Origin of the sequence: Streptomyces montanus (assembly GCF_005786655.1) — a bacterium.
Taxonomy (GTDB): domain Bacteria; phylum Actinomycetota; class Actinomycetes; order Streptomycetales; family Streptomycetaceae; genus Streptomyces; species Streptomyces sporangiiformans.
Window position 1 is genome coordinate 31,557 of the sequence record NZ_VBZC01000037.1, and the last position, 24,735, is coordinate 56,291.

24 protein-coding genes are annotated in these 24,735 nt (G+C 69.5%); 10 read left to right on the forward strand and 14 right to left on the reverse strand.

Features of this window, described 5'->3' with window-relative positions; translation table 11 throughout:
* Positions 1–95: 95 nt before the first annotated feature.
* Positions 96–608: a hypothetical protein gene (locus FE633_RS29180; RefSeq protein WP_138048174.1), complete on the forward strand. Its 513-nt coding sequence runs from the start codon at positions 96–98 to the stop codon at positions 606–608.
* 90 nt (positions 609–698) lie between these two features.
* Here FE633_RS29180 and FE633_RS49320 read toward each other — a convergent pair whose 3' ends face one another.
* Both FE633_RS49320 and FE633_RS29185 read right to left on the reverse strand, forming a co-directional pair.
* Complete coding sequence (locus FE633_RS49320) at positions 699–827, reverse strand: hypothetical protein (protein ID WP_281291285.1); 129 nt, start codon at positions 825–827, stop codon at positions 699–701.
* Between the two features lie 40 nt (positions 828–867).
* Positions 868–1,296: an ATP-binding protein gene (locus FE633_RS29185; RefSeq protein WP_138048175.1), complete on the reverse strand. Its 429-nt coding sequence runs from the start codon at positions 1,294–1,296 to the stop codon at positions 868–870.
* A gap of 117 nt (positions 1,297–1,413) precedes the next feature.
* Here FE633_RS29185 and FE633_RS29190 point away from each other — a divergent pair, with 117 nt between their 5' ends.
* On the forward strand, positions 1,414–2,271 hold the full coding sequence (locus FE633_RS29190; RefSeq protein ID WP_138048176.1) for a helix-turn-helix domain-containing protein: 858 nt from the start codon (positions 1,414–1,416) through the stop codon (positions 2,269–2,271).
* Positions 2,268–2,465, forward strand: a complete 198-nt coding sequence (locus FE633_RS29195) for a DUF397 domain-containing protein (protein WP_138048177.1) — start codon at positions 2,268–2,270, stop codon at positions 2,463–2,465. The genes FE633_RS29190 and FE633_RS29195 overlap by 4 nt, the downstream gene beginning before the upstream one ends.
* Before the next feature lie 9 nt (positions 2,466–2,474).
* Here FE633_RS29195 and FE633_RS29200 read toward each other — a convergent pair whose 3' ends face one another.
* A complete protein-coding gene (locus FE633_RS29200; RefSeq protein ID WP_138048221.1) occupies positions 2,475–3,260 on the reverse strand; it encodes a VOC family protein in 786 nt (261 codons plus the stop codon).
* Positions 3,261–3,586: 326 nt separating this feature from the next.
* Between FE633_RS29200 and FE633_RS29205 the strand changes: the two genes are divergently transcribed.
* Complete coding sequence (locus FE633_RS29205; protein ID WP_171060167.1) at positions 3,587–5,893, forward strand: peptidoglycan recognition protein family protein; 2,307 nt, start codon at positions 3,587–3,589, stop codon at positions 5,891–5,893.
* A gap of 88 nt (positions 5,894–5,981) precedes the next feature.
* Here FE633_RS29205 and FE633_RS29210 read toward each other — a convergent pair whose 3' ends face one another.
* From FE633_RS29210 to FE633_RS29220, 3 genes are read right to left on the reverse strand one after another with little or no spacing between them, the layout of a single operon-like run.
* Complete coding sequence (locus tag FE633_RS29210; RefSeq protein ID WP_138048179.1) at positions 5,982–6,884, reverse strand: carbohydrate ABC transporter permease; 903 nt, start codon at positions 6,882–6,884, stop codon at positions 5,982–5,984.
* Positions 6,885–7,835 (reverse strand): carbohydrate ABC transporter permease, encoded by a 951-nt coding sequence (locus FE633_RS29215; RefSeq protein ID WP_425473242.1) that lies wholly within the window; start codon positions 7,833–7,835, stop codon positions 6,885–6,887.
* A gap of 7 nt (positions 7,836–7,842) precedes the next feature.
* A complete protein-coding gene (locus tag FE633_RS29220) occupies positions 7,843–9,213 on the reverse strand; it encodes an ABC transporter substrate-binding protein (protein ID WP_138048180.1) in 1,371 nt (456 codons plus the stop codon).
* 205 nt (positions 9,214–9,418) lie between these two features.
* Between FE633_RS29220 and FE633_RS29225 the strand changes: the two genes are divergently transcribed.
* Entirely contained in the window at positions 9,419–10,660 is a 1,242-nt protein-coding gene (locus FE633_RS29225) for an ROK family transcriptional regulator (RefSeq protein ID WP_138048181.1), read from the forward strand.
* 208 nt (positions 10,661–10,868) lie between these two features.
* Positions 10,869–11,756, forward strand: a complete 888-nt coding sequence (locus FE633_RS29230) for a sugar phosphate isomerase/epimerase family protein (protein ID WP_138048182.1) — start codon at positions 10,869–10,871, stop codon at positions 11,754–11,756.
* An 88-nt stretch (positions 11,757–11,844) separates the two neighbouring features.
* On the opposite strand, the gene FE633_RS29235 is transcribed toward FE633_RS29230, so the two are convergent.
* From FE633_RS29235 to FE633_RS29250, 4 genes are read right to left on the reverse strand one after another with little or no spacing between them, the layout of a single operon-like run.
* Positions 11,845–12,864: a Gfo/Idh/MocA family protein gene (locus FE633_RS29235; protein ID WP_138048183.1), complete on the reverse strand. Its 1,020-nt coding sequence runs from the start codon at positions 12,862–12,864 to the stop codon at positions 11,845–11,847.
* Positions 12,861–13,865: a Gfo/Idh/MocA family protein gene (locus FE633_RS29240; protein WP_138048184.1), complete on the reverse strand. Its 1,005-nt coding sequence runs from the start codon at positions 13,863–13,865 to the stop codon at positions 12,861–12,863. The genes FE633_RS29235 and FE633_RS29240 overlap by 4 nt, the downstream gene beginning before the upstream one ends.
* 31 nt (positions 13,866–13,896) lie before the next feature.
* Positions 13,897–14,658, reverse strand: coding sequence for an SDR family oxidoreductase (locus FE633_RS29245; RefSeq protein WP_138048185.1), 762 nt, complete (start codon positions 14,656–14,658; stop codon positions 13,897–13,899).
* 16 nt (positions 14,659–14,674) lie between these two features.
* Positions 14,675–15,853, reverse strand: coding sequence for a phytanoyl-CoA dioxygenase family protein (locus FE633_RS29250; RefSeq protein WP_138048186.1), 1,179 nt, complete (start codon positions 15,851–15,853; stop codon positions 14,675–14,677).
* Positions 15,854–15,973: 120 nt separating this feature from the next.
* Between FE633_RS29250 and FE633_RS29255 the strand changes: the two genes are divergently transcribed.
* Positions 15,974–17,020 carry a LacI family DNA-binding transcriptional regulator gene (locus FE633_RS29255; RefSeq protein WP_138048187.1) on the forward strand — a complete coding sequence of 349 codons (1,047 nt, stop codon included), beginning with the start codon at positions 15,974–15,976 and terminating at the stop codon, positions 17,018–17,020.
* A gap of 87 nt (positions 17,021–17,107) precedes the next feature.
* Here FE633_RS29255 and FE633_RS29260 read toward each other — a convergent pair whose 3' ends face one another.
* Entirely contained in the window at positions 17,108–18,304 is a 1,197-nt protein-coding gene (locus FE633_RS29260; protein WP_246113877.1) for an aminotransferase class V-fold PLP-dependent enzyme, read from the reverse strand.
* A 131-nt stretch (positions 18,305–18,435) separates the two neighbouring features.
* Between FE633_RS29260 and FE633_RS29265 the strand changes: the two genes are divergently transcribed.
* Both FE633_RS29265 and FE633_RS29270 read left to right on the forward strand, forming a co-directional pair.
* On the forward strand, positions 18,436–18,996 hold the full coding sequence (locus FE633_RS29265; protein WP_171060164.1) for an HD domain-containing protein: 561 nt from the start codon (positions 18,436–18,438) through the stop codon (positions 18,994–18,996).
* Positions 18,997–19,157: 161 nt separating this feature from the next.
* Positions 19,158–19,511: a PepSY domain-containing protein gene (locus FE633_RS29270; protein ID WP_138048189.1), complete on the forward strand. Its 354-nt coding sequence runs from the start codon at positions 19,158–19,160 to the stop codon at positions 19,509–19,511.
* 104 nt (positions 19,512–19,615) lie between these two features.
* On the opposite strand, the gene FE633_RS29275 is transcribed toward FE633_RS29270, so the two are convergent.
* From FE633_RS29275 to FE633_RS29285, 3 genes are all read right to left on the reverse strand, one after another.
* A complete protein-coding gene (locus FE633_RS29275) occupies positions 19,616–21,658 on the reverse strand; it encodes a serine/threonine-protein kinase (protein ID WP_138048190.1) in 2,043 nt (680 codons plus the stop codon).
* Positions 21,659–21,872: 214 nt separating this feature from the next.
* Entirely contained in the window at positions 21,873–22,277 is a 405-nt protein-coding gene (locus FE633_RS29280) for a four-helix bundle copper-binding protein (RefSeq protein WP_138048191.1), read from the reverse strand.
* 158 nt (positions 22,278–22,435) lie between these two features.
* Positions 22,436–23,869 (reverse strand): MFS transporter, encoded by a 1,434-nt coding sequence (locus FE633_RS29285; RefSeq protein WP_138048192.1) that lies wholly within the window; start codon positions 23,867–23,869, stop codon positions 22,436–22,438.
* A gap of 152 nt (positions 23,870–24,021) precedes the next feature.
* On the opposite strand from FE633_RS29285, the gene FE633_RS29290 reads away from it, so the two are divergent.
* Positions 24,022–24,669 carry a TetR/AcrR family transcriptional regulator gene (locus FE633_RS29290; protein WP_138048193.1) on the forward strand — a complete coding sequence of 216 codons (648 nt, stop codon included), beginning with the start codon at positions 24,022–24,024 and terminating at the stop codon, positions 24,667–24,669.
* Positions 24,670–24,735 lie beyond the last annotated feature (66 nt).

Here is a 24,735-nt window from a genome sequence, read left to right on the forward strand (position 1 = left end):
GGAGGGAAATGCGAGAACGCGTCGCGCCGTGCTGGGGGCTGCGCTTACGTAGGGGGACAACCTCTTTGTGATCTCTGTGTGCTGCGCGAGGTGGAATGAAAGCCTGGGCAAGAGTTTCTGGGTTTCTGGCCAAGTGCGGGGTGAATAAGGAATTTGGCTCTTCCTTCGTCTCGTGGATCTGTTACAACTTACTCATCTCCTCTCTCCCGATACCGTTGGCTTATGTCACATTGTCGCAGGGCGGGAGTATCGAGTCGATCGGCGAGCGTGGCGACTTCTTCGTCATCACCGCAGCGCTGCTCGCAGGCGAGTTGCCGTTGATCTCCAAGGTGAACAAAACCAGGGATGGTGTGCTCGGTGATCTCCTGTTCGGGTGTGCGTTTATTCTCACCTCGACATGCATTTTGTCCTTCGTGGCCACGTCGGCTAATTTTGCCGTGGGGCACCAGCAGACGAAGGCGGCTTCAGAGTCCAGTCCCCCGTTCCCATGGTTCGATTCCGGTGCCATCATGGGGGCATCTCTGTTTCTCTATGTGTCCGGGATCTTGACGGTAGTCGTATCAATTGCCTGGCGCGCCAAGGGGAAAGGCGGTGATGTTGTTGAGTAGGCTGATTTTCGCTGCCCTTGCGGTTGTCCCCGGGGTGCTGGCATTTGTGACGTCGCTTCTCAGCAAAGCCAGGTACGGAGACCGGTCTCATCAGTCGCTGGATCCCGAGCGGAGAGAGCACGAGTCGCGTTCCGCTGATGCCCGGATGGCGGTCTTCACCGCTGTCATCAGCGTGATGGCCGCCACGGTGGCGGCTCTGGCAACGGTGATCTGGTCCATGGATCGATAGGTGCGGTGTGTGTGAGCGCCGGCCGCGCCATCAGCGTGCTGCCCCTGTAGAGATCTCCGCCCACACGACCTTGCCGGACGGCGGCCATGGCTCGCTGCCCCACCGGGCCGTCAGCGCGTCGACGAGGAGCAGCCCGCGGCCCGTCTCCTCGGTGGGACTCCCGGTACGACGGACCAGGGGCCGACGGTCACCTCTTGGGTCGGCCACTTCGATACGGAGCGTGTCCGAGGTCTCGGCAGCGAGCGTGAGCCGGAACCCGCGTCCCTTCACATGCCCGTGCGTGACGGCGTTCGCCGCCAACTCGGCGACGACCAGCGCCGTGGACTCACTCACCGCACACCCGTGCGGCCAGCCCCACTCATCGAGCTGCCGCGCGGCCAGCAGCCGGGCGAGGCGGGCGCCGCGAGGCGTGGCGCTGAGGAGTTGGGTGAACTGCCGGGTGGAGATTTCTGACTTCATGTCACTGAGCGTGGCCGCCCGGCTCTAATCTGACCAGGGAATCTCTCGGTACGCAGAGTGTGTGTACCGGTACGGACGGTGCTCTGTACGGGGCGTCGGCCGTGACTTGGTGAGGGGATGACGGTGACGGAGCCGCAGGAGACGTACGACGAGGGCGAGCACGCCGGCGACCTGAACCGGGCGATCGGCAAGCAGGTCAAGGTACTTCGGGAGCGGGCCGGGCTCACCCAGAAGGAGTTGGGCGACCAGCTCGGATACAGCGAGGATCTGATCTCGTCGCTGGAACGGGGGAGACGGACACCGCAGCGGGAGTTCCTGGAGGCGGCGGATGAACTGCTCGGTGCGGGTGGGCTGTTGAGGGCCACGATCGAGGACGTGGAGAAGGCCAAGGCGAGGGGCAGGGTTCGGCACCCGGCTTGGTTCAGGGATTATGCGCGGCTGGAGCGGGAAGCGGTTGAGATCAACTTCTACAACAACCATGACGTTCCCGGCCTGTTGCAGACCGAGCGGCGGACCCGTGCGCTGTACGAGATGCGCAAGCCGCTGCTCGACGACGAGACCATTGAGCAGCGGGTGACCTCTCGGATGGCTCGTCAGGAGATTCTGCCCAGTTGGCCTCCGCCCATGGTTACCGCCGTCGTCGAAGAGGTGGTGTTGCGGCGCCCCCTTGGCGGGCGGGAGATCCACAGGGAGCAGCTGGAACAACTGCTGAAGCTCGGACGCATGCGGAACGTGGAGCTCCAGGTGATGCCGACGGAACGTAGTGAGCATGCTGGGATGGGCGGTTCGTTCGTGCTCCTCACGCCGAAGGGGAAAGCCCAGTTGGGATACACCGAGGCGCAGAACTCCAGCCGATTGATCACGGACCCTGAAGAAGTACGTATCCTGGCCGCACGGTACGGCAGCATCAGGGCCCAGGCTCTCACCATGGGGGAGTCCCTCGCCCTGATCGAGGACTTGCTGGGGGCACGATGAGTACTGGGGAACCCGCCGCGCGACTTGCCTGGTTCAAGAGCAGCTACAGCGGCAACGAGGGCGGCGAGTGCTTGGAGGTCGCCGCCGCTCCCGGTGCCGTCCTCATCCGCGACTCCAAGGCACCCGCCCGCGCCCAGCTCACCTTCCGCCCCTCCGAGTGGGCTGCCTTCGTGAGGCATGCCTCCGGGCGGTGAACCTGCCGCTTACCCCTGCCGTGGGTTCGGCTTGAGTACGGCGAAGACCGCACCCGTGGTGTCCGTCAGCCAAGCGATCCTGCCGACCTCCGGCACGTCTGTCGCCGGCATCAGTACCGAGCCGCCGTTCTCCTGCGTGTTCCGCACGATGTCGTCGGTGTCCGCGACCGCGAAGTACGGCACCCAGCCCGCGCGGCGGCCGCCCTCCTGGAGCGGGGCCACTCCACCGAAGGACGTGGCCTCCTGGTCCCCGGCCCTGAGGCTGAGCACCCGGTACGTCATCCCGGGCGCCTGCATCTCCGCCGAACGCCAGCCGAAGAGGTCGCGGTAGAAGCGGATCCCGGCCACGGGGTCGGGTACGTGCAGCTCCACCCACAGCAGGGTGTCGTCCTCGGACGTCTTCTCCAGCCCGCCCGGCCTCTCGCCCGGCTGCAACACCGCGAACTGGGCGCCCTGCTGGTCGGTGAGCTGGGCCATCCGCCCCTCGCCCATGACGTCCGTGGGCGCCACCCGCACCGTGCCGCCGCCCCGCTCGACGGTGTCGACGGTGGCCTGGATGTCATCGGTCCGGAAGTACACCGTCCAGGCGCTGCTCGCACCCTCCTCGGTGAGCCGGCCCATGGCGGCGACGGTGCTGCCGTCCTTCTGGAAGAAGCCGTACCCACCGGCCTCGGGCCCGGCAGAGACGTACTGCCAGCCGAAGACGCCGCCGTAGAAGGCGGTCGCCGCGTCGGTGTCAGGACTGCCGAGGTCGATCCAGCAGGGTGATCCATGGGTGAAGTCTGTGCCGAGCATGCGCGCCCTCCAACGGCTCTGCGGGACCACCGCTCCGCAGCCCCGTACGAACTCCGCAACGATGCCCACGTCCGCCCGTCCTCCCGTGGCGCCCGGCGCGGCGGGCCGCCGGAATCACACTCTTGGGTGATGTCGGACATAAGGAAGTGATCTGTGTCACCGTAGCCTGTTTCCCCGTGATGTTCGTCGGCCGGGATGCGCTGCACATCTCGGACCACCTGTGACGGGTGTGTCTCAGGTGACTTTCATCAGCCGCCATTCGCGGCCTTCTGTGGGGGGAAGACGTCGTGAGTCGTCGTTCGTCGCGTGCGCATAGATCCTTGAGCCTGAAGCGGCGGTCGTGGCTGACGCTCGGTGCCGTGATCCTGGGTGGCGGGGGCGTGGTGACCTACGCCGTCGCCAGTCCCTCGGGGGATGCCGGCGCGGCGGGCCGGGCCAAGCGGCCGGTGAAGGTCTACGACCTCGCGCTGAAGGGCACCGCGGGCGACAGGCGGGAGCTGCCGCGTACGGGCACCGACCAGTTCTCCATGCTCGGCGTCTCCTGGACGGGTGGAGCCAAGCGGCTCCCCGGCACGGCGCAGGTGCGCACCCGCAGCCGTGCGACCGGCGCGTGGAGCGCCTGGCAGGACCTCGAAGTGAACGTCGACCCGCTGGACAACCCCGGCCCCGAGGTGCGCGGCGCGTCCGAGCCGCTGTGGGTCGGCTCCTCCGACGGCGTCCAGGTGCAGGTCGTCCGCAAGAACGGCGCCACCAGTGCGCTGCCCAAGGGACTTGAGGTCAACCTGGTCGACCCGGGCGTCGTGACCGACGCCGAGACCAAGTCCACGACCGCCGCGGCCGAGCCCGCCGCGTACGTCGCCGAGGAGAGCCCCAGCCCCACGACCACCGACTCCGCCACCCCGACCGACGGCACCACCGCCACACCGACGGACGGCCAGACCACCGCATCGCCGGCTCCGACCGACACCACGCCCGAGGCGACCCCGACCGGCACCACGCCCGAAGTGACCCCCACGGGCACCGCGCCCGAGGCGACCCCGACCGGCTCGGCATCCGCGTCCCCCTCGACGAGTGCCTCCGCCAGCCCGTCGGCCACCGCGCCCTCCGCGCCGCCTTCGACCGTGCCCGAACCGCCGATCACCTCGCGCGCCGGCTGGGGCGCCGACGAGTCGCTCAGCCCCGACCCGTCGGAGTACAACGCCGACGTGAAGGCCGTGTTCGTCCACCACACCGACGGCACCGACGAGCCCTGCTCCGAATCGGCGTCGGTCGTGCGGGGCATCTACGCGTACCACACGAAGGTCAACGGCTGGAACGACATCGGCTACAACTTCCTGGTCGACAAGTGCGGCACCATCTTCGAAGGCCGCAAGGGCGGCGTCGACCTGCCGGTGCTCGGCGCGCACACCTACGGCTGGAACCGGGAGTCCGCGGGCATCGCGGTGCTCGGTGACTACACCTCCACCAGTGCCACGAACGCCGTGCTGACCTCGGTCGCCCGCGTGGCGGCCTGGAAACTCGGCCAGTACGGCGCCGACCCGGCCGGGACCGTCCAGCTCACCGCGGGCGCAACGCAGAAGAACTACTTCGGCACCAGTTTCACCGCGGGCAGCAAGTACACCTTCCACCGGATCTCCGGCCACCGCGACGGCTTCAACACCCAGTGCCCCGGCGGCTCCCTCTACGCCCAGCTGCCGACCATCCGTACCTGGGCCGCCGGCCCGGTGCAGGGCCTGAAGGTCACCTCCGTCGGCGGCGCGGGCCTTTCGGGCTCGACGTACTACACCAAGGGCGCCGTCACGGTGCACTGGACGGCCACCACTCCGTCCTCGCTCATCTCCAAGTTCGAGCTGCTGGTCGACGGCAAGACCGTCGCCACCGCTTCGCGGACCGCCACCTCCGCCGGCGCCACCCTGCCTCTGGGCGGCCACACCGTCGCCGTACGGGCCGTGCACCAGTCCGGCAAGACCACGACGACCGCAGCGCTGAACGTCGTCGCGGAGACGACCGCGCCGACCTTCACCACCACCCCGAAGCTCTCGCTGCGCACCGGGACCGTCAGCACCAGTGCCGTCCCGGTCACGCTCGGCTGGAAGGCCACCGACGACAAGGCCCTGCGCGAAGTGAAGCTGCTGGCCCCGACCACGGCCACCTTCGGCCCGACCACCACCGGTTCGAACCGCACCGCCACGTCCGGCACCGCCACCACCTGGTCGATGCGGGCCTACGACTACGCCGGCAACTACCGCACGTCCTCCCCCTCCTACACCCCCGCGATCCTGCAGGAGAGCGCCGCCACCAAGTCCGGCAGCTGGACCACCCGTTCCTCCACCAGCTACCTCGGCGGCAAGTCCTACTCCAGCGGTTCCAAGGGCGCCAGTCTGACCTGGACCTTCACCGGCCGCTCCGCCTCTTGGGTGGTCTCCCGCGCCTCCACCTCCGGCCAGGCATACGTCTACGTCGACGGCATCAAGGTCACGACCCTCGACCTGAAGTCCTCCACGACCCAGTACCGGCAGGCGATCTGGACCAAGTCCTGGTCCAGCAGCGCACAGCACAAGGTCAAGATCGTCGTGGTCGGCACCAGCGGCCGCCCCACCGTCACCACCGACGGCCTCGTCTACATCAAGTAATCCCCGGGCCCGGCGGGGGTGGCACCGAGCCACCCCCGCCGGGACACGGAGCAGGGTCCACCCGCGTACCGCGCAGGAGCCGCCCGCGTCAGCCCTTCAGGGCCCCGCCGAGTGCCGAACTGCCGCCGATCAGCCGGGACATCACCACGTACAGCAGGATCACCGGCGTCGAGTAGAGCATCGAGAAGGCCGCGAGCTGGCCGTACTGCACCGTTCCGCGGGAACCGAAGAACGTGAAGATGCTCACCGAGGCGGGCTGCTGGTCGGGGGAGAGGAGCAGGAAGAAGGGGACGAAGAAGTTCCCCCACATCATGATGAAGGTGAAGATCGTCACGACCGTCACCCCCGGCCACATCAGCGGGAGCACCACCCGGCGCAGGGTCTGCATGCCCGACGCGCCGTCCGTCCAGGCCGCCTCCTCCAGCACCAGGGGCACGCCGTCCATGAAGTTCTTGGTCAGCCAGATCGCGAACGGCAGCGAGGACGTGCCGAGGAACAGGATGGTGCCGTACATGGTGTCGATCAGGTTGACCTGGACGAACATGCCGTAGACCGGCACCATCACGGCGGTGATCGGCAGTCCGGTGGCGAACAGGATCGTGAGCAGGAACGGGCGCTTGAACCGCGACTCGTACCGGGACAGCGGATAGGCCGCCAGGACCGAGGCCGTTACGCACAGGGCGGTCGCCCCGCCGCACAGGACCAGGCCGTTGAGCATGGGCAGATAGGTGATGTCCGTGGTGAGTACGGCGCGGAAGTTGTCGAGGGTCATGGGGTCCGGCGCAGTGATCCTCAGGCCGGCCGTGCCGTTCACCGAGGCCAGGAAAAGCCACAGCAGCGGTGCCAGGAAGCACAGGGCGATCAGCAGCAGCAGCGCGTTCACCAGGGCGCGTTCGGTGCTGCGCCGGGAGCGGTGCCGCGCTCCGAGCGCCGCACCGCCCCGTCGGGTGCGGGGTGGCGGCGCGGCCTTGGGACTCGCGATGACGGCCATTCAGACCTCCGTCCGCAGCAGACGCAGATACAGCACCGAGAACAGGGCCCCGACCACCAGGAGCATCAGCGCGACGGCCGTGCCGTAGCCGATCAGGCTGTTCTGGAAGGCCTGTTCGTACATGTACAGCGGGAGCGTCTGGCTCTTGTTGCCGGGACCGCCGCGGGTCATCACGAAGATCAGGCCGAACACCGAGAGCGTCTGCAGGGTGTTGAGCATCAGGTTGGTGCCGATGGAGCGGCGGATCATCGGCAGGGTGATGTGCCACAACCGGTGCCACCGTCCGGCGCCGTCCACCTCCGCGGCCTCGGTGATCTCCTGGGGGATCTCCCTGAGCGCCGCGGAGTAGACGAGCATGGAGAACGCCGTCCCCCGCCAGACGTTGGCCACGGAGACGGCGATGATGGGCAGCGTGTAGAGCCAGTTCTGCTGCGGCAGATGGAGGAAGGAGAGGATGGCGTTGAGCTCTCCCTCCTTGCGGAAGAACACGTACAGCAGGTAGGCGGCCACCACTTCGGGGATCACCCAGGCCGCCAGGACCAGGGTCGAGGCGACCGAGCGCACTCCCCGCGACGCCTTCTGCAGCAGTGCGGCCAGCCCGAGGCCCAGTGTGTTCTGGCCGATGATCGACGACACGACGGTGAAGACCAGCGTGAGCACGACCGCGTTGAAGAAGTCGGGGTCGCCGAAGGCCTTCGTGAAGTTGTCGAACCCGACGAAGCGCGCTCCGGAGGCTCCCGTGAGGCGCATGTCGGTGAACGCGTAGTAGACGCAGTACGCGATCGGACCCGCCAGGAAGAGCAGCAGCAGGATCACCGAGGGCAGCACCGGCAGCCCGCGCAGCAGGTACCGGCGAGCCCTCGCGGCGGGGGAGGGGGGCCCGGAGGGGCGCGGGGGGCGGGCGGCGGCCCGCCGCCTTCCCGCGCCCTTGCCGGGCACCGCCGTCGTCACCGTGAGGTCACCCACGGCTTTCGACTGCTCCGTCCGTGGCGCTCTTGACCGCTTCGTCGTAGGTGGACGCGGCCTTCTCCGGGCTCGCCTGACCGGTCGTCACCGCTTCCATCGCCTCCTGAATGGCGGTGGACACCTGGGGGTAGACCGGCAGCGCCGGGCGGTAGTGGGTGTACTGGACCAGACCGGTGAAGAAATCGACCCCGGGCATGGACTTCTGGTACCGCGGATCGGCGGCGACGTCCTTGCGGACCGCGATGCCCGCGCTGCGGACGCAGTACTCGACAGCGTTGTCCTTGGTCTGCATGGACTTGACGAAGTCGAAGGCCACATCGGGGTTCTTCGACTTGGCGGGGATCGCCCAGGTCCAGCCGCCGGACAACGTCACCGTGCCCGGGGACTGGCCGGTCTGGGTGGGCATGGATGTGGTGCCGAGCACCTTGTTCCACTCCGGCCACGGCTTGGCGCCGGTCTCGATCCAGTTGTTGCCCATCCACGACCCGTCGAGGTCGATGGCGAGCTTGCCCGCCGGCAGCAGCTCGGTCGCCACCGTGCTGCCGAAGTTGGCATCGAGGGCGTCCTCGACGTCGGGGCCCAGCTTCTCCTTGAACACCGTGTCCACGAAACCGAGGGAGTCCTTGAAGCCCTTGCTGCCCACGACCCACTTCTTCGCCGAGGGGTCGTACAACGGTTCCTCGCCGGTGCCGTACAGCAGCATCTCGAAGCCCTGCATGGTCGCGGCCTCGCCCGCGGCCTTCCCGGTGTAGATGTTCATCGGGGTGACGCCGGGGAGCTTCTTCTTGATGGTGCGGGCCGCGTCCAGCACCTCGTCCCAGCTCTTCGGCTTCCAGTCGGTGGGCAGCCCGGCCTTCGCGAAGAGTTGCTTGTTGTACCAGAGGCCGCGGGTGTCGGTGCCGTCCGGGACGCCGTACGTCTTGCCGTCCTGGCCCTTGGCGGCGGCCTTGGCGGTGTCGACGAACTGGCCCCAGTCCTTCCACTTCTTCAGGTAGTCGTCGATCGGGAGCAGATAGCCGCTGGCGATGTCGGCGTTGATCAGGAAGGTGTCCTCGTAGACCAGGTCGGGAGCGGTGCGCGGTGAGCGCATCATCAGCTGGATCTTCGAGTAGTAGTCGTTCTCCGAGGCCTGGATGGGGACGAGCTCGACCTTCTTGCCCTTGTTGGCCTTCTCGAACTGTTTCTTCACCAGAGTCAGGTAGTTGTCCATGACCCGGGACTTGTTGTCCACCTGGCGCCAGTACGCGACCTTGATGGTGTCGCCCGAGCCGGACTTCCCGGAGGAGCCTCCGCAGGCGGTGAGTCCGAGGGCGAGCGCCCCGGTCAGCGAGACGGCGAACAGTGCTCTGACGTGCGCGTTCATGTGCTCCTCGCAAGGAGAAGGCCCTTGCCCGGCAAGGGAGTTTGGCGCGAACTGTGCGGCTGAAAGTAAATCCATTGGATTGATGAAGTCAACTGGTCTGCACCATATTGGTTATTCAATTCATCAGAGACCGTGCGCGTGCGTACCCTCGGTGAGGCGCGAGCGGCCTGCGGGGCACGCAGGGGACAGGAGGCGTGGAAGGGACATGCGGACCGGGACCAACCTCCCGCGGGTGGGGGACTACAACCGCGCCGTAGTCCTCGACGCGGTGCGCAGGCGCTCCCCCGTCAGCCGGGTCGAACTGGCCAAGGGCACCGGACTGACCAACCAGACGGTCTCCAACGTGGTGCGCCGGCTGCTGGACGAAGGGCTGGTCCAGGAGACCGGCCAGGCTCCCTCGCAGGGCGGCAAGCCCCGCACCCTCCTGTCGCTGCGCGCGGACGCGGCATACGCCGTCGGCGTCCACCTCGACCCCGACTCCACGGTCGCGGTCCTGCTGGACCTGGCCGGCCGGGTCCTGCGCCGGCGCCGGCTGGGCACCACCGGGCGCAGTGATCCCGGTCAACTGGTGAGGACACTGGGCAGGACGGTCAACTCCCTGATCAAGCGCGCCGATGTGGACCGGGACCGGGTGCTCGGTGTGGGCGTTGCCGTACCAGGACCGATCGACGGCGGGCGCGGCATGGTGCTGGATCCGCCCAACCTGCCCGACTGGCACCGCGTCCACCTGGTCGACCTGCTCGGCCGGGCCACCGGACTCCCCGTCGTGATGGACAACGACGCGACGGCCGCCGCCATCGGGGAGCGGTGGGCAGGCGGAGCCGAGCGCTCCGGCAGCTTCCTCTTCGTCTATCTCGGCACCGGTATCGGCGGGGGCATCATGCTCGCGGACGCGGTGCTGCGCGGAGACTCCGGCAACGCGGGCGAGTTCGGGCACGTCCTGGTCGAACCCGGCGGGAACGCCTGCCACTGTGGGGCCCACGGCTGCCTCGAGGCCTACGCCGCGCCGTACTCGGTCCTCGCGGGCTTCACCGAACGGCACGGCCCCGCCGGGGCCGAACGCCTGGGTCTGACGCTGACCCGGGAGGAGACCCGCACCGACTGGAGCAGACTGTGCGCCGCGGCCGCCAACGACGACGAGTGCGCGGTTCAGGAGATTCAGCGAGCGGCCGAACACATCGGACACGCCTCGCTGAGCACCGTCAACCTGCTCGACGTCAGCCGGATCGTGCTCAGCGGGGAGTCGCTGCGCGGCATCGAGGAGATCGTCCGAGCCACCGTCGACACGGTGGTCAACGGACGCTCCATCGCCCGCGCGGTGCGCACCGTCTCGGTGGAGTCGAGCCTCATCGGAGAGGCGGTGGGCGCGGTCGGGGCCGCGTCGCTGGTTCTCGACGGCAACTACAGCCCGGGCTGGCAGATGCTCCTGGGCGAGCAGCTGCTCTGATGATGATGGGAAAAAGTTGGACTCAATGATGGGTTAATGATGGCTCCCACCTCTTCAGTAATCCGCCGGAGCGCACCTAACCTTGCGCCCACGTAACGGCCAGGCCGTCGCAGCGGTCCAGCCGGCTCTGGCTGTCGCCGACATCCTCGCCGGCGGCCCGCCCGGGCGCGGTCGCCAACCCGGACTGGAACCACTGAAAGGCCACGGTATGACCACCCCCTCCCTGAACCGGATCGCCGGCGCGCCCATCTCCTGGGGTGTGTGCGAAGTCCCCGGCTGGGGCCACCAGTTGACGCCCGAACGCGTACTGAAGGAGATGCGGGAGGTCGGCCTGGCCGCCACCGAGATCGGCCCCGAGGGCTTCCTGCCCGGCGCACCCGAAGCCATGGCCCAGGTCCTGGCACACCACGACCTCCAGGCCGTCGGCGGCTTCACCCCGCTCCTGCTGCACGTACCCGGCCACGACCCGCTGCCGGAGGTGGAACAGCTCCTGGAGAGCTACGCCGCCTCCCAGGCGGACGTCCTCGTCCTGTCGGCCGTCACCGGCCAGGACGGCTACGACTCCCGCCCGGAACTCGACGCCGACGGCTGGAAGCTGCTGCTGTCCAACCTCGACCGGCTGACCTCGCTGGCCGCCGAACGCGGCGTACGCGCCGTCCTGCACCCGCACGTCGGCACGATGATCGAGAACGGTGAGGAGGTCCAGCGGGTCCTGGAGCACTCGGCGATCTCCCTCTGCCTCGACACCGGACACCTGCTCATCGGCGGCACCGACCCCGCCGAGCTCACCCGCCAGGCACCCGAACGCATCGCCCACACCCACATGAAGGACGTGGACGCCTCCCTCGCCGCCAAGGTGCAGTCCGGCCGGCTCACCTACACCGAGGCTGTACGCGAGGGCATGTACCGCCCGCTCGGCGCGGGCGACGTCGACATCGAAGCCATCATCACCCACCTCGGCGCACGTGGGTACGACGGCTGGTACGTCCTGGAACAGGACACCATCCTCACCGAGGAACCCAAGGAAAAGGGCCCGATCGAGGACGTATGGGCCAGCGTCGAGCATCTGCGCGCGGTGCTGCGCGGCGTCGCGTAACCGTTGTACCGGGTGGGTCGTCCACCACACGGGAGAGGGCGGTACCGGACAGGTACCGCCCTCTCCCGTTGCCTTTCACATGTGCCTTTTACATCGCGGTCGGAAGGACCGTTCGCGGCCGGACCGGGAACCCGGCCGCCCGGTAGCAGTCGTCGATGAGGCGCATGGTGGTCAGCGCGTCCCCGGCGTCGAGGGCGAGGGGTGTGCCCTGGCGCAGATGCGCCGCGAAGGCGTCGAGTTGGTAGGTGTACGAGGAGCGGCGGCCGAGTTCCTCGGTGCGTTCCCCGGAGGCCGTACGGACCACGACCCGGTCGTCCCGGTGCGGCTGGACGAAGTTCACGGCCGTGGCCTCGCCCCGGCTGCCCACGATCCGGCAGCTGAACTGCCGGTCGGGGTGGGCCATGTGGCAGCGGGCGGTACCGGTCGCACCGCTCGGGAACTCCAGGTCGGCGTCCAGCCATTCGTCGACCCCGGGTTCCTCCCTCCGTTCCCCACCCCGTGCGGCGACCAGACGGGGCGCGCCGCCCGCCCAGGGAGCGAGCATCCGCTGGGCGTGCAGGCTGTAGCACCCCAGGTCCATCAGGGCGCCGCCCGCCAGCGGGAACGACCACCGGGGGTCGCTGTCCGCCGGCGCGGGCATGGCCATCACGGTCTCCACGTGCCGGAGTTCACCCAACTCCCCGGTGTCCAGCAGTTCGTGCAGACGCCGGGTCACCGGATGGAACAGATAGTGGAAGCCCTCCATGAAGACGGTGCCCGCCTTGCTGACGGCCTCGTGGATCTCGGCCGCCTCCTCCGCGTTGCTCGCGGACGGCTTCTCCGTCAGCACATGCTTGCCCGCGGCGAGCGCCGCCAGGTTCCACGGCCCGTGCAGGCCGTTCGCCAGCGGGTTGTAGACGACTTCGACCTCCGGATCGGCGACAAGATCGGCGTACGAGCCCACGACCCGCTCGACGCCGTGCCGCTGCGCGAAGGCAGTGGCCCGGTCGCGGTCCCGGGCGGCCACCGCAACGAGGCGATGGCCACCGGCACGGGCCGGGCCGACGATCGAGAGCTCGGCGATCCGGGCCGCGCCCAGCACACCGATCCGCAGCGGCTCGCCCGTCATGCCTTGCGTACCTCTTCCAGACGTACGGGCCGGTGCTCGTGCAGCGACAGCGTGCACGCCTCGGCGATCCAGCTCGCCTCGATGGCATCCGCCACCGTGCAGGGGGAGGGGCGGCCACCCGCCACGACCTCGGTGAACGCGGTGAGTTCGGCGCGGTAGGCGTCGGCGAAGCGGTCCATGAAGAAGTCGTGCGGCGTGCCCGCGGGGAAGGTGGCCCCCGGCTCGACGGAGCGCAGCGGCAGCCTGTCCTCCAGGCCCACGGCGATGCTGTCCTTCATGCCGTGCAGCTCAAGGCGTACGTCGTAACCGCGGGCGTTGTGCCGGGAGTTGGAGATGACGGCGATGGTGCCGTCGTCGAAGGTGAGCAGCGCGGACGCCGTGTCGACGTCGCCCGCCTCCGCGATGTAGTCCGCACCCCGGTTGCCGCCGGTCGCGTACACCTCGGTGACCTCGCGGCCGGTGACCCAGCGCACGATGTCGAAGTCGTGCACGCTGCAGTCGCGGAAGATGCCGCCGGAGACGGCCACATAGGCGGCCGGGGGAGGGGCGGGGTCCAGGGTGGTGGACCGTACGGTGTGCAGCGGGCCGAGCTCGCCACTCAGCACGGCCTGCCGGGCGGCGACGCAGCCCGCGTCGAAGCGCCGGTTGTAGCCGATGTGCACCTCGATGCCGCTGCCCTCCACCGCGCGCAGCACCTCCAGGCTCTCCTCGACGCCGCGGGCCACGGGCTTCTCGCAGAAGACGGGGATGCCGGCCTTGACGGCGGCGAGGATCAGCTCGGGGTGCGCGTCGGTCGCGGCGGCGATCACGACGCCGTCGACACCGGCGGCGAACACGTCCGCGGGAGAGCCCACCGTGGTCGCTCCGAACCGTTCGGCGGCGGAGGCGGCGGCCGCGGCCACCGGGTCGGTGACCACCAGGGAGTCCACCGCGTCGAGACCGGCCAGGGTTGCCGCGTGGAACGCGCCGATCCGGCCCAGCCCCATGATGCCTATACGCATGAATCTTGCTCCTTCAGCCCAAGGGGGCGGTTCAGTCGGTACCGCCGAAGACGATCTGGTCCCAGTCGATCACGGATCCGGTGACCACGCCGCTGCGGTCGGAGAGCAGGAAGACGACGAAATCGGCGATCTCGTCGGGCTGGCCGAGCTTGCCCATCGGTTGCGCCTCGGCGGCCTTCTCCCGCCAGTCGTCACCCGCGCCGTGGAAGGCGCGTTGGGTCGCGTCCTCGCCCTCGGTGTCGGTCCAGCCGATGTTCAGGCCGTTGATCCGGACGCGGTCCCAGCGGTGCGCGTGGGCCGCGTTGCGCGTCAGACCCGCGAGGCCCGCTTTCGCCGTGGAGTACGGCGCCAGGTGCGGCGGGCCGCCGTGCGCACAGTTGGAGATGATGTTGACGATGGTCCCCGGTGCCTTACGGGCCGTCATGTCGGCCACCGCTCCCTGCATCGCGAAGAACGGCGCCCGCACATTGATCGCCATATGCGCGTCGAACAGCTCCGGCGTGGTGTTCAGCAGCGAGCCGCGCGAGGTCAGTCCGGCCGCGTTCACCAGGCAGTCGACGCGGCCGTGCGCGGCCACCACCTGCTCGACGCTGCCGCGTGCCTGGGCGGGGTCCGCCAGGTCCGCGCGGACGAAGTGCGCGCCCGTGTCCTTGGCGAGTTCCTCGCCGATCTCGGCTCGGCGTCCCGTGAAGGCGACGGTCGCGCCTTCGCGTATCGCCGCTCGCACGATGCCCGCGCCCACGCCCTGGCTGCCGCCATTGACGAGGACGACCTTGTCCTCCAGCAGTCCCATCAGTGTTGTGTGCCCTTCAGCCGTGGCGCCGCTTGGCGGCTGCCTGCAGTTCCTGGTGCAGCCGTTCCGGGGTCCAGCCCTCGGTCATGGCCTGCCAGACGGTGTCCGCCTGGGACGGCGGAGCGAGACCGTCGACCGGCGGGTCGAGGTCCAGATTGGTGGGGAAGGGGTACCCCTCGGCCGTGGCGGCGACCACGCGGCGCAACCAGTCGTCCGAGGCTCCCTCGGCCCGGCGGCGCAGCAGCACCGGGAAGAGCGCGATCACCATCGCCTCCCGGTCCACCGTTTCCATGGCGCGGCCGAAGGCGGACGAGATCTGCAGCAGGTTCGCCATGCGCTTGATGTCCGCCGTGCGGTTGTGGCCGGCGGCGTGGAAGAGCGCGGGGTTGAAGAACACCGCGTCGCCCTTCTCCAGCGGGAGTTGGACGTGGTGCTCCTCGAAGTACGCCCTGAACTCCGGGAGCCGCCAGGCCAGATAGCCCGGCTCGTACTTCTGCGAGTGGGGCAGGTACAGCGTCGGACCGGACTCGACCGGCATGTCGCAGTGCGCCACCGCGCCCTGCAGGGTCAGTACGGGGGAGAGGCGGTGGACGTGCGCCGGGTACGCGGCGGCCCGCTCCTGGGAGAGGAAGCCCAGGTGGTAGTCGCGGTGGACGCGCTGCGCGGCGCCGCCCGGGTTGACCACGTTGATCTGCGAGGTGACCTGGTACGCGGGGCCCAGCCAGGCCTCGGAGACCAGCGCCAGCATGTCGTTGGCGTAGTAGTCGGCGAACACCTCCGGAGCGCGCACGGCCACCTTGTCCAGGGCGTTCCACACCCGGTCGTTGGCGCCGGGCTCGGCGAAGTGGTCGCCGCGCGCCGCGCCCGTCGCACGCTCGTCCTCGATGAGCGCGGTGAAGGCCTCGGTGGCGCGGTCCACGACGACGGGATCCGGGAACGCCCGCTTGAGGACCACGACTCCGGGCCCGTCGAGCATGGCCTTCACCAGCTCGGTCCGCACGGCACGGCGGCCCTCGGAGGAAGCGGTCAGATCACGGAGCCGGTCACTGTCGTACAGCGGGACGTTCTGCTCCACCCCATCGGCCGAGGGATGGTCCCTGAGGTCGGTACTCTGCCCGACCAGCGAGCGGAACTCATCGAGATCGCAGTCGCGCTCACTCAGCCAAGTCCGTGATCCCGCGTCCTTGGGGGACATCCAGAGGGTCCTTTCGCAGTGCTTTCCTTTCTGCCAGTCTTATGAACCCGCCCCCATCATTCAATCCGCAGATACCCATCAAAAGTCCATCATCAGCTTCCTCTATCTTCGGGAACAGTCATGCGACACCCCTATCCGATCAGGGAGATCGCTCGCCAGGCCGGACTCAGTGAGGCGACCGTCGACCGGGTCCTCAATGACCGGGGCGGCGTACGGGAGAGCACGGTGATGGAGGTGCGTCAGGCGATCAAGGACTTGGACCGCCAGCGGACCCAGGTCCGTATCGGCGGACGTACCTTCATGATCGACATCGTGATGCAGACGCCGGAGCGGTTCTCGACCGCCGTACGCGACGCGCTGGAAGCCGAACTCCCGTCCCTGCATCCCGCCGTGGTCCGCTCGCGCTTCCACTTCCGGGAGACCGGCCCCGCCTCGGAACTGATCGCGACCATGGACAAGATCGCCAAGCGGGGTTCGCAGGGAGTGATCCTCAAAGCCCCGGATCTCCCGGAGGTCGGCGCCGCCGTCGGCCGGCTGGTCGCCGTCGGCATCCCCGTCGTCACCCTGGTGACCGACCTGCCCAGCAGCGCCCGCATGACGTACGTCGGCATCGACAACCGCGCGGCCGGGGCCACCGCCGCCTATCTCGTCGAGCGGTGGCTCGGCGGTCGGCCCGGCCATGTGCTGGCCACCATCAGTCGCGGCTCCTTCCGGGGTGAGGAGGAACGCGAGATGGGCTTTCGCAGCGCGATGCGGGTCGCCAATCCCGAACGGTCCCTGGTGGAGGTCACCGACAGCGACGGACTGGACGCCACCCAGCGTGAACTCGTACTGGAGGCGCTCGAGCGCGACGAGGACATCAACGCGGTCTACTCCATCGGCGGCGGCAATGCCGCGACCCTCGACGCCTTCGACACGCTCGGACGCGAGTGCGCGGTGTTCATCGCCCATGACCTGGACCACGACAACACCCGGCTCCTGCGCGAACACCGCCTCTCCGCTGTTCTCCATCACGACCTGCGGCAGGACATGCGCCGCGCCTGCCAGGCCGTCATGCGCGCCCACAAGGCCCTGCCCGACGAAGGACCTTCCCTGCCCTCGGCGATCCAGGTGGTCACGCCCTACAACATGCCGCCCGGGGTGTCTCCGATGCCGTTCGTCGCGTAGGGGCTTCGTCACGCGGGTGCGGGTGCGGGTGCGGGTGCGGGTGCGAGTGCGAGTGCGAGTGGGACGTGTGGGCTGGGCCGACAGGGCCTAGCGTGCTGCGGCGAGTTTGGCGAAGACCTCGACGGCGCGATCGAGTTCGGCCTCGGTGTTGTAGTAGTGGGGCGAGAGTCGCACCAGCGGGTGGACTCCCCGGTCCTCGGTGTCGAACTGGGCATGTGTCGGGTCGGTGGTGGTGACGTTGATGCGGTGCTCGGCGAGCGCGGCGGCGACTTCCGCGGTGGGCATGGCGTCGACCTTGGCGGTCACGATCGCGCACCGCTGCCGGCCGAGGTCGTACGTGGTGACGCCGGGCACGGCGTCCAGGCGGTCGCGCAGGTAGGCGCCGAGGTCGATGGCACGTCGGCCGATCCAGTCCATGCCGATCTCCAGGGCCTGCTGGACGGCGGCGCTCAGGCCGAGCACGTTGGAGTAGCCGGCCTCCCAGGTCCCGAAGCGCCGGGCGCCGTCCTGCCAGGTGAAGCCTCGCTTTCCGTCCCAGGTGGCCGTGGCGATCTCGATGGATCGCGGCTCCAGGTACTCCAGTGCCTCGGGGCGCACCCAAAGGAAGCCCGTTCCGCGGGGCCCGCGCAGGAACTTGCGGCCCGTGGCGGTGAGCATGTCGCACCCGAGTTCGGCCACGGAGACCGGGAACTGGCCGACGGACTGGGTGGCGTCGAGGAGGAAGGGCACCCCCGCGGCTCGGGTGATGCGGCCGATCTCGGCCGCCGGGTTGACCAGCCCGCCGCCGGTGGGGACGTGACTGACGCCGACCAGCTTGGTTCGGTCGTCGATGAGCTGCGCCAGGGCGGCGGTGTCGAGCTGTCCCGACGCGTCGTTGGGGACGACGACGACCTCGGCGCCGGTGCGCTGGGCCGTCTGCAGATAGGCGAGGACGTTGCTGCCGTACTCGGCCCGGCCGGTGAGGATGCGATCGCCCGGCTCGAAGGTCATGGAGGAGAACGCGGCGTTCCAGGCGTGCGTGGAATTGTCGAACAGCGCGACCTCGTCGGGATGGCCGCCCACGAGCTGGGCGACGTTCGCGTAGGTGGCGTCGATCCGTTCCCGCTCCTGGTCCGCGGCCTCGTAGCCGCCGATGGCGGCCTCCAGCTCCAGATGGGCGGTCATGGTCTCAAGGGTCCGCCGTGACAGCAGGCCGGCCCCCGCGTTGTTGAGGTGAATCCGGTTCGCGGTGCCCGGGGTGTCCCGGCGGAATACCTCGATGTCCATGCCCTTGTCCCCGTCCATGCCCTTGTCCCCTCTGTACGGTGCGACTCTGCTTTCATTCCCAGAGCGCCTTCGTTCAGCACAGCTGACCCTGCCGGAATCCGAGGTCGGCGCGCCGCCGCTGGAACGGGACGGCCGTAGTCTTGGCCGCCATGGGACTGACTGCGTGGGCGTACTCGCTCTCCGAATCGTTGCTGTCCGATCCATTCCCGCGCCGGTGGGCGCACTCGCAGGGGGTCGCCCAGCGCGCTCGCTCCTTGGGCCCGATCATGGGTGACGATGCCGAGTTGCTGGAAGCCGCGGCAGTACTGCATGACATCGGGTACGCACCGGCCATCGCCCTCACCGGCTTTCACCCGCTGGACGGCGCGCGGTTCCTGCGAGACCGGGAGAGGGCGGACGAACGGGTCGTACGGCTCGTGGCTCACCACTCCTGCGCCCTGCTGGAAGCCGAGGAGCGCGGGCTGAGGCCGGAGCTGGAGGGGGAGTTCGAGCCGGAGCGTCCGGACTTGGTCGATGCCCTGCTGTACTGCGACGTGACGACGACACCCGACGGGACGCGGACCACGCCGGCGGACCGGCTGGACGAGATCGTGCGGCGGTACGGCCCGGACACGATCGTCGGGCGGTTCATTCAGCGCGCGGCTCCTGAAATGCACGCGGCGGCGAAGCGTGTTGAGGATCGGCTGGCGCGGGTCTCAGCCGGCGGTTAGCCGAAGCGTGACTCTTTCCACCTCCCGGCCGGAGTGCTCCTCGGAGCCAGGCTGAATCCGTCGTCAGGTCTGTTCAGCGTCTGTTCAGCGGGTGTGGCGCATGCTGAATGCGCAGGTGGGCCGCACGGTCGACCGGTGGCCCGTGGCGGAGAGGAGTCGACATGAAGCACAGGGGCAAGTGGATCGTCGCGGCCGCGATCTCGGCGGCTCTCGTCGGCGCGGGCACCGGCACCGGCATCGCCGTGGCGACGGGCGGCGGGGACGACGACAGCGAACAGCCCATCACGGGCCCGGCGCTCAAGAAGGCGAGCACCGCCGCGCTCGCCCACACCAACGGCGGCAAGGTCACTGGCACCGAGGTCGGCGACGAGGAGGGCTACTACGAGGTCGAGGTCACCCTCGGCAACGGCAAGCAGACCGATGTGCACCTGAACAAGGACTTCAAGGTGCTCAGCAGCATCGCGGACCATGAGGGCGAGAACGGTGACGAGGGCCGCGGCGGTGACGAGGACTGATCCTCGTCCGGCCTCGGCCGCACCGAGCCACCTGCGGCCGCCGCAGGTGGCTCGCTCTCTCTCGCTCCCTCGCTTGCGCTCGGCTCCCTCGGCCGGGCGGCTCCTCAGAGCCGCGTATAGGTGAGCCGCTGGCCGTTGGCCAGCTCACGCACGAGTGCGTCGCCCTCGGTACGCACCGTGGAGGAGCCGCCGTTGCGGCAGAGGCCGGAGGACTTGGCCCAGTCGACCGCGGGCGGGGCGAGCCGTGCCGGACTGTCCGCCTCCCCCATGGAGACCAGGTTCATGTCGGCCTCACAGTGCTCGCCGCCGCCGTCCGAGACCATCGTGGCGGCCGGGCTGCCCACCGCTTTCTGCTCGATGGTCATTCGCTGGGTGCCACCGTTGGCCAGGGGACGCTGCCAGGTGCCGAGCAGCTCTTCGGGGAGCCTCTCCGGTTCCTCGATCCTGTGCAGTTCGGCGGTACGCCCCGCCGCTTCCCAGCGGAGGGAGTCACCGGCGGTCCGGGAGAGGACATGTTCACCGAGGGCCGAGCATGTGCCCTTGGGGACGCTGCTGACGACCTTGGTGTCCAGCCGCAGTGACGTACCCCCGCCCCCGCCCTCGCCGCCGCCGGACGGCTTGGCGGCGAGTGTGCCGTCGCTCTTGCACTCGTAGTTCTGGCCGAGGCTGATGCTGGTGGCGACGACCTCGCCCAACTGCCCCGGCGAGACGGCGAACCGGCGGTACTGACCGGTGGGCTTCCCGTCCCGCTCGACCTCGCCCGCCCAGATGCCCACGAACCCCTTGGGCACATCGGATGTCGGGCCGACTTCGTCGCCGGAGGTGGAGCCGGAACCGGAGCCGGAACCGGAGTCGGAGTCGGAGCCCGTGCCCCCATAGGGCAGTGGCAGACCGGCGGCCGACGCGGCGAACGCGGCTCCTGCCACCACAGCGGCGGCCCCCAGCGCTATCGCGGCCCGTCGGCCCCTGCCCGCGCGACGAGGTCGCGGCGACGGAGCCGACTCAGTCGGCCTGAGGCCCGGCTTCGGCACGACCTGCGTCCCCCACTCCGACCGCTCCGAGTGCTCCGTTACGTGGGGTTCCTCCCAGGTCACGGGGACGGCCGCGGGCGACGGTGCGGAAGCGGCGGGTGCGGGTGCGGGTGACGGTGCGGAGGCGGCCGGTGCGGAGGCGCCCGATGCCGGTGCCGGCGGAGCGCTCGCATACGGCGGCGTATCCGTATCGAGTAACTGGACGGCACTGCGTCCCAGTTCGGCGATGATCTGGGCGGGCAGCCACGGCGGCGACGAGGTGCCGGTCGCCACCGGCTGCATCCGTGCGATCACGTCCTCCGGAGTCGGCCTGGCCGCAGGATCCTTCGCGAGGCAGTCGGCGATCAGTCCCCGCATCGGCTCCTCGATCCCGGTCAGATCCGGCTCCTCATGCGCGATGCGGAACATCACGGCGTGGACGCCGCCGGAACCGCCCACGCCGAACGGCGTCTGCCCGGTCGCCGCAAACGCCAGCACCGCTCCCATGCAGAAGACATCGGCGGCCGGGCCCACCGGCTCGTCCCTGATCTGCTCGGGCGACATGAAGCCGGGTGAGCCGACCAGCATGCCGGAGCTGGTCAGGGTCGACCCGGGCACCGCGTCCATTGCCCGCGCGATGCCGAAGTCGATGACCCGAGGGCCGTCGATGGTGATCAGGATGTTGGAGGGCTTGAGGTCCCGGTGGACCAGTCCGGCGCCGTGAATGTCCTGCAGGGCGCAGGCGAGCCCATGGGCGAGGGTGCGTAGGGACAGGGCGGGCAGCGGGCCGTGTCCGCGGGGCGAGACGATGTGTTCGAGCGAGGGCCCCGCGATGTAGCCGGTGGCCACCCACGGCGTCTCGGCCTCGGTGTCCGCGTCGAGGACCGGCGCCGTCCAGCGGTCGCTCACCCTGCGCGCCGCCTCCACTTCCAGCCGGAAGCGCTCACGGAACTGGGGTTCGGCGGCCAGCTCCGGCTTGATGAGCTTGACCGCGACCGTGCGCCCGCCCTCCGAACGCGCCAGACAGACCCGGCCCATGCCGCCGGTTCCGAGGGTTCTGAGCAGCCGGTACCGGCCGATTCTGTCGCCAACTCCACCGGAGGTGGCATCGAAGTCGCCTGTCGCCGGCTTCGTCATCTGGCTGTCTCCCCTCGGTCGACGCTCCGCCCCACTCTCCGCCACGAAGGTCACGAGTCGGCTGCCTATGAGCTTCCGTTTGACGTGAAAGGACGCTACCCGGCTTCGAGTTGGGGGTTGCGGGCGGGTTACTGGGAGCCCAGCGGATGGTGCGGGGGCGGTGGATGACATATGAGGGCCGCCGCACCAGAGTGCGGCGGCCACGCACTGCGGGTCAGCCGAGGGCCCGCATGAGTTCGTTGCATGCCTGCTCGCAGGATCGGCAGGCTTCGGCGCAGAGGCGGCAGTGGTCCATGCCGGAGTGCTGGCCGCATTCGTCGGCGCATGCCTTGCAGGCGGTGGCGCACGCCTGGAGGATCGCGCGGGTGATGTTGGCGTCGTAGCCGGTGTGGCGGGACAGGACCGACGCGGTGGTGTTGCAGATGTCGGCGCAGTCCATGCTGGTGCGGATGCACTTGGCCAGGTCGCGCACCATGCCCTCGGACAGGCAGGCGTCCGCGCAGGCCGTACAAGCCTGGGCGCAGGCGATGCATTCCTCGATGCAGCGGGTGAGCTTCTCGCGGTCGACGTCGCCGAGGTCGGCCGGGTAGGTGGCGAGCATGTCCTTGACTGAGGTCATGACCGTTTCCTCCCTTCATTGCCGGAGGCGGCGGGCCGGGCGGCCACACCTCTTCCCGCTCCGACTCTTGGCGACTAGCCACGATGGGGTGCCGCAAACGCGCCGGGCCTCACGGTCTCGGCGCACCTCGTGGCGTGACAGGGAGGCCTCGGTCGCGGTCAGTGCACGTGTGGGCCCCCGGTCATCTGCGGCTTGCCGCGTGGCACGAGTCCCAGGGCCACCGCGGCACTCACGGCCGCCGCGACGGAGCAGACGGTGAAGGCATCGGTGAAGCCGCCGGCGGAGCCGGATTCGATGCCCGAGGCGGCGACGGTGGAGACGACCGCCACGCCGATCGAACCGCCCACCTCGTGGAAGGTGTTGACGACTCCGGAGGCCAGACCCGCCTCATGGTGTTCCACCAGGCCCAGCGCGGTGGTGGTGGCGGTGACGAAGACCGTGCCGAGGCCGAAGGAGGCCACGACGAAGCCGGGCAGCAGACCCGCGTACACGCTGCCGTCGGCGGACAGCTGGGTCAGCGGCGCGGATCCGGCGGCGGCGATCGCCATGCCGCCCACGGCGACGGCGCGGCTGCCGATCCGGCCGACGAGCCGGGAAGCGAGGTGGGCGCCGAGGCCGGTCGCCACCGCCACGGGCAGGAACAGCAGACCGGTCTTCAGCGGGCTGAAGCCCCGGATGTGCTGGAGGTAGACCGAGCCGAGGAAGAAGTACGCGATCAGCAGCGCGGTGGCGATCAGCATCAGGAAGGCGCCCGCGAGCACCGGCCGCCGGGTGAACATCCGCAGGTCCATCAGAGGGGCGCGGCCCGTCCGTTCGACCACGGCGAACCCCGCGTACAGCACCACCGCGGCGGCGAGCGGCAGCAGCGTGGCCGCGTCGCCCCAGCCGGCGTCACCCGCCTCGACCAGGCCGTAGATGAGCAGGCCGGTGCCCGCGGTGACCAGCAGTGCTCCGGGTATGTCGAGCCGGGCCGGCCGCGGGGCACGGGCGGGGACGAGCGCGGGCAGGGCCGCGAGGACGGCGAGGCCGACCGGCACGTTGATGTAGAAGACCCACTGCCAGCCGGGCCCGTCGGTCAGCGCGCCGCCGATCAGGACTCCGGCGGCCGCGCCCGAGCCGCCGATGGCGGCCCACACTCCGAGTGCCTTGTTGCGCTCGGTGCCGTGGAAGGTGGTGGTGACGATGGAGAGTGCCGCGGGGGAGAGCAGGGCGGCTCCGACGCCCTGGGCGATGCGCCCGCCGAGCAGCATGGCCGCGCTTCCGGAGAGCCCGGTGACGAGGGAGGCGGCGGTGAAGAGGGCGAGCCCGGCGAGGAGGGTGCGGCGGGCGCCGAGGGCGTCGGCGAGCCGCCCGCCGAGCAGCATCAGGCCGCCGAAGCACAGGGTGTAGGCGGTGACCGCCCAGGTCAGCGTCGCCCGGTCGAGGTGGAGGTCGGCGGCCATGTCGGGCAGCGCGACGTTCACGACGGTGACGTCGAGGATCAGCATGAACTGGGCGACGCAGATGAGGGCCAGCGCCGCCCAGCGGCGAGGGTCGACCGGTGGCCCGTGATGGTCCTGTCCGTGGTGTGCGGTGCTCGTGGAATGAGTCATGGCGTGTCCTTGTCGCGAGGGGTGGAAGAGGGCGCGTGGAAGCGGTACGGGACGGGGCGGACGCACCCGCGCACTCTGCCCGCTAACTGAACTGTACGGCTCAGTACATGTGAACTCAACTGTTCAGTTCAGAGAATTGCTAGGATCGACTCATGAGCGTGGACAGCGTCAGGCAGCCCCCCAGCGGGCCTCGCGCCGAACTGAAGCGGCAGGCCATCGTCCGGGCGGCGCGCGAGCTCTTCCTGCGGGACGGCTTCGGTGTCGGCATGGACGCCATCGCCGCGGAGGCAGGCGTGTCCAAGGTGACCGTCTACAACCACTTCGGGAAAAAGGAAGCGCTGTTCACCGCGGTCATCACGAGCGCCCTGGACGAGCCCCTCGGTCACGCCACATCGGCCGCGCTCGAAGAACTCGCCGAGGCCGAGGACCTGCGTACGGCCCTCATCGACACCGCCCGCGCCTGGGTGCACGCCGTCAGGACGAACGAGGACGTCATCGCCCTGCGCAACCTCGTGGCCGCCGAGCAGCACCGCTTCCCCGAGCTCGGCCATGCGTGGCAGGGGCACGGTCCGGAAGGGCACCACCCGGCCGTCGCCGGCGCCCTGCGCGCGCTCGCGGACCAGGGCCGGCTGGTCATTCCCGACCTGGAGGCCGCGATCACCCAGCTGTACGCGCTGCTGGTCTTCCCCCACATGGTCTTCAGCACGTACGGCGCCCACATCGAGGACGGCCTCACGGACCGCCTCATCGTCAGCGGCGTGGACATGTTCCTGGGGTACTACAGCCCGCAACGGCAGTAGGCAGGGCTGCTTCAGAAGCCGGAATTCAGGCTGTCGGGCCCATGCCCTCATGGCGGCCAGGAACTC

What these genes read in the sequence shown, in the direction of transcription:
- FE633_RS29290 (WP_138048193.1), top strand. Translation starts at nt 24,022, where the DNA reads ATGAGCGTGGACAGCGTCAGGCAGCCCCCCAGCGGGCCTCGCGCCGAA.
- FE633_RS29285 (WP_138048192.1), bottom strand. Translation starts at nt 23,869, where the DNA reads ATGACTCATTCCACGAGCACCGCACACCACGGACAGGACCATCACGGG.
- FE633_RS29185 (WP_138048175.1), bottom strand. Translation starts at nt 1,296, where the DNA reads ATGAAGTCAGAAATCTCCACCCGGCAGTTCACCCAACTCCTCAGCGCC.
- FE633_RS29195 (WP_138048177.1), top strand. Translation starts at nt 2,268, where the DNA reads ATGAGTACTGGGGAACCCGCCGCGCGACTTGCCTGGTTCAAGAGCAGC.
- FE633_RS29190 (WP_138048176.1), top strand. Translation starts at nt 1,414, where the DNA reads ATGACGGTGACGGAGCCGCAGGAGACGTACGACGAGGGCGAGCACGCC.
- FE633_RS29200 (WP_138048221.1), bottom strand. Translation starts at nt 3,260, where the DNA reads ATGCTCGGCACAGACTTCACCCATGGATCACCCTGCTGGATCGACCTC.
- FE633_RS29230 (WP_138048182.1), top strand. Translation starts at nt 10,869, where the DNA reads ATGACCACCCCCTCCCTGAACCGGATCGCCGGCGCGCCCATCTCCTGG.
- FE633_RS29275 (WP_138048190.1), bottom strand. Translation starts at nt 21,658, where the DNA reads ATGACGAAGCCGGCGACAGGCGACTTCGATGCCACCTCCGGTGGAGTT.
- FE633_RS29180 (WP_138048174.1), top strand. Translation starts at nt 96, where the DNA reads ATGAAAGCCTGGGCAAGAGTTTCTGGGTTTCTGGCCAAGTGCGGGGTG.
- FE633_RS29250 (WP_138048186.1), bottom strand. Translation starts at nt 15,853, where the DNA reads ATGTCCCCCAAGGACGCGGGATCACGGACTTGGCTGAGTGAGCGCGAC.
- FE633_RS49320 (WP_281291285.1), bottom strand. Translation starts at nt 827, where the DNA reads ATGGACCAGATCACCGTTGCCAGAGCCGCCACCGTGGCGGCCATCACG.
- FE633_RS29265 (WP_171060164.1), top strand. Translation starts at nt 18,436, where the DNA reads ATGGGACTGACTGCGTGGGCGTACTCGCTCTCCGAATCGTTGCTGTCC.
- FE633_RS29255 (WP_138048187.1), top strand. Translation starts at nt 15,974, where the DNA reads ATGCGACACCCCTATCCGATCAGGGAGATCGCTCGCCAGGCCGGACTC.
- FE633_RS29225 (WP_138048181.1), top strand. Translation starts at nt 9,419, where the DNA reads ATGCGGACCGGGACCAACCTCCCGCGGGTGGGGGACTACAACCGCGCC.
- FE633_RS29220 (WP_138048180.1), bottom strand. Translation starts at nt 9,213, where the DNA reads ATGAACGCGCACGTCAGAGCACTGTTCGCCGTCTCGCTGACCGGGGCG.
- FE633_RS29235 (WP_138048183.1), bottom strand. Translation starts at nt 12,864, where the DNA reads ATGACGGGCGAGCCGCTGCGGATCGGTGTGCTGGGCGCGGCCCGGATC.
- FE633_RS29210 (WP_138048179.1), bottom strand. Translation starts at nt 6,884, where the DNA reads ATGGCCGTCATCGCGAGTCCCAAGGCCGCGCCGCCACCCCGCACCCGA.
- FE633_RS29280 (WP_138048191.1), bottom strand. Translation starts at nt 22,277, where the DNA reads ATGACCTCAGTCAAGGACATGCTCGCCACCTACCCGGCCGACCTCGGC.
- FE633_RS29245 (WP_138048185.1), bottom strand. Translation starts at nt 14,658, where the DNA reads ATGGGACTGCTGGAGGACAAGGTCGTCCTCGTCAATGGCGGCAGCCAG.
- FE633_RS29260 (WP_246113877.1), bottom strand. Translation starts at nt 18,304, where the DNA reads ATGGACGGGGACAAGGGCATGGACATCGAGGTATTCCGCCGGGACACC.
- FE633_RS29240 (WP_138048184.1), bottom strand. Translation starts at nt 13,865, where the DNA reads ATGCGTATAGGCATCATGGGGCTGGGCCGGATCGGCGCGTTCCACGCG.
- FE633_RS29270 (WP_138048189.1), top strand. Translation starts at nt 19,158, where the DNA reads ATGAAGCACAGGGGCAAGTGGATCGTCGCGGCCGCGATCTCGGCGGCT.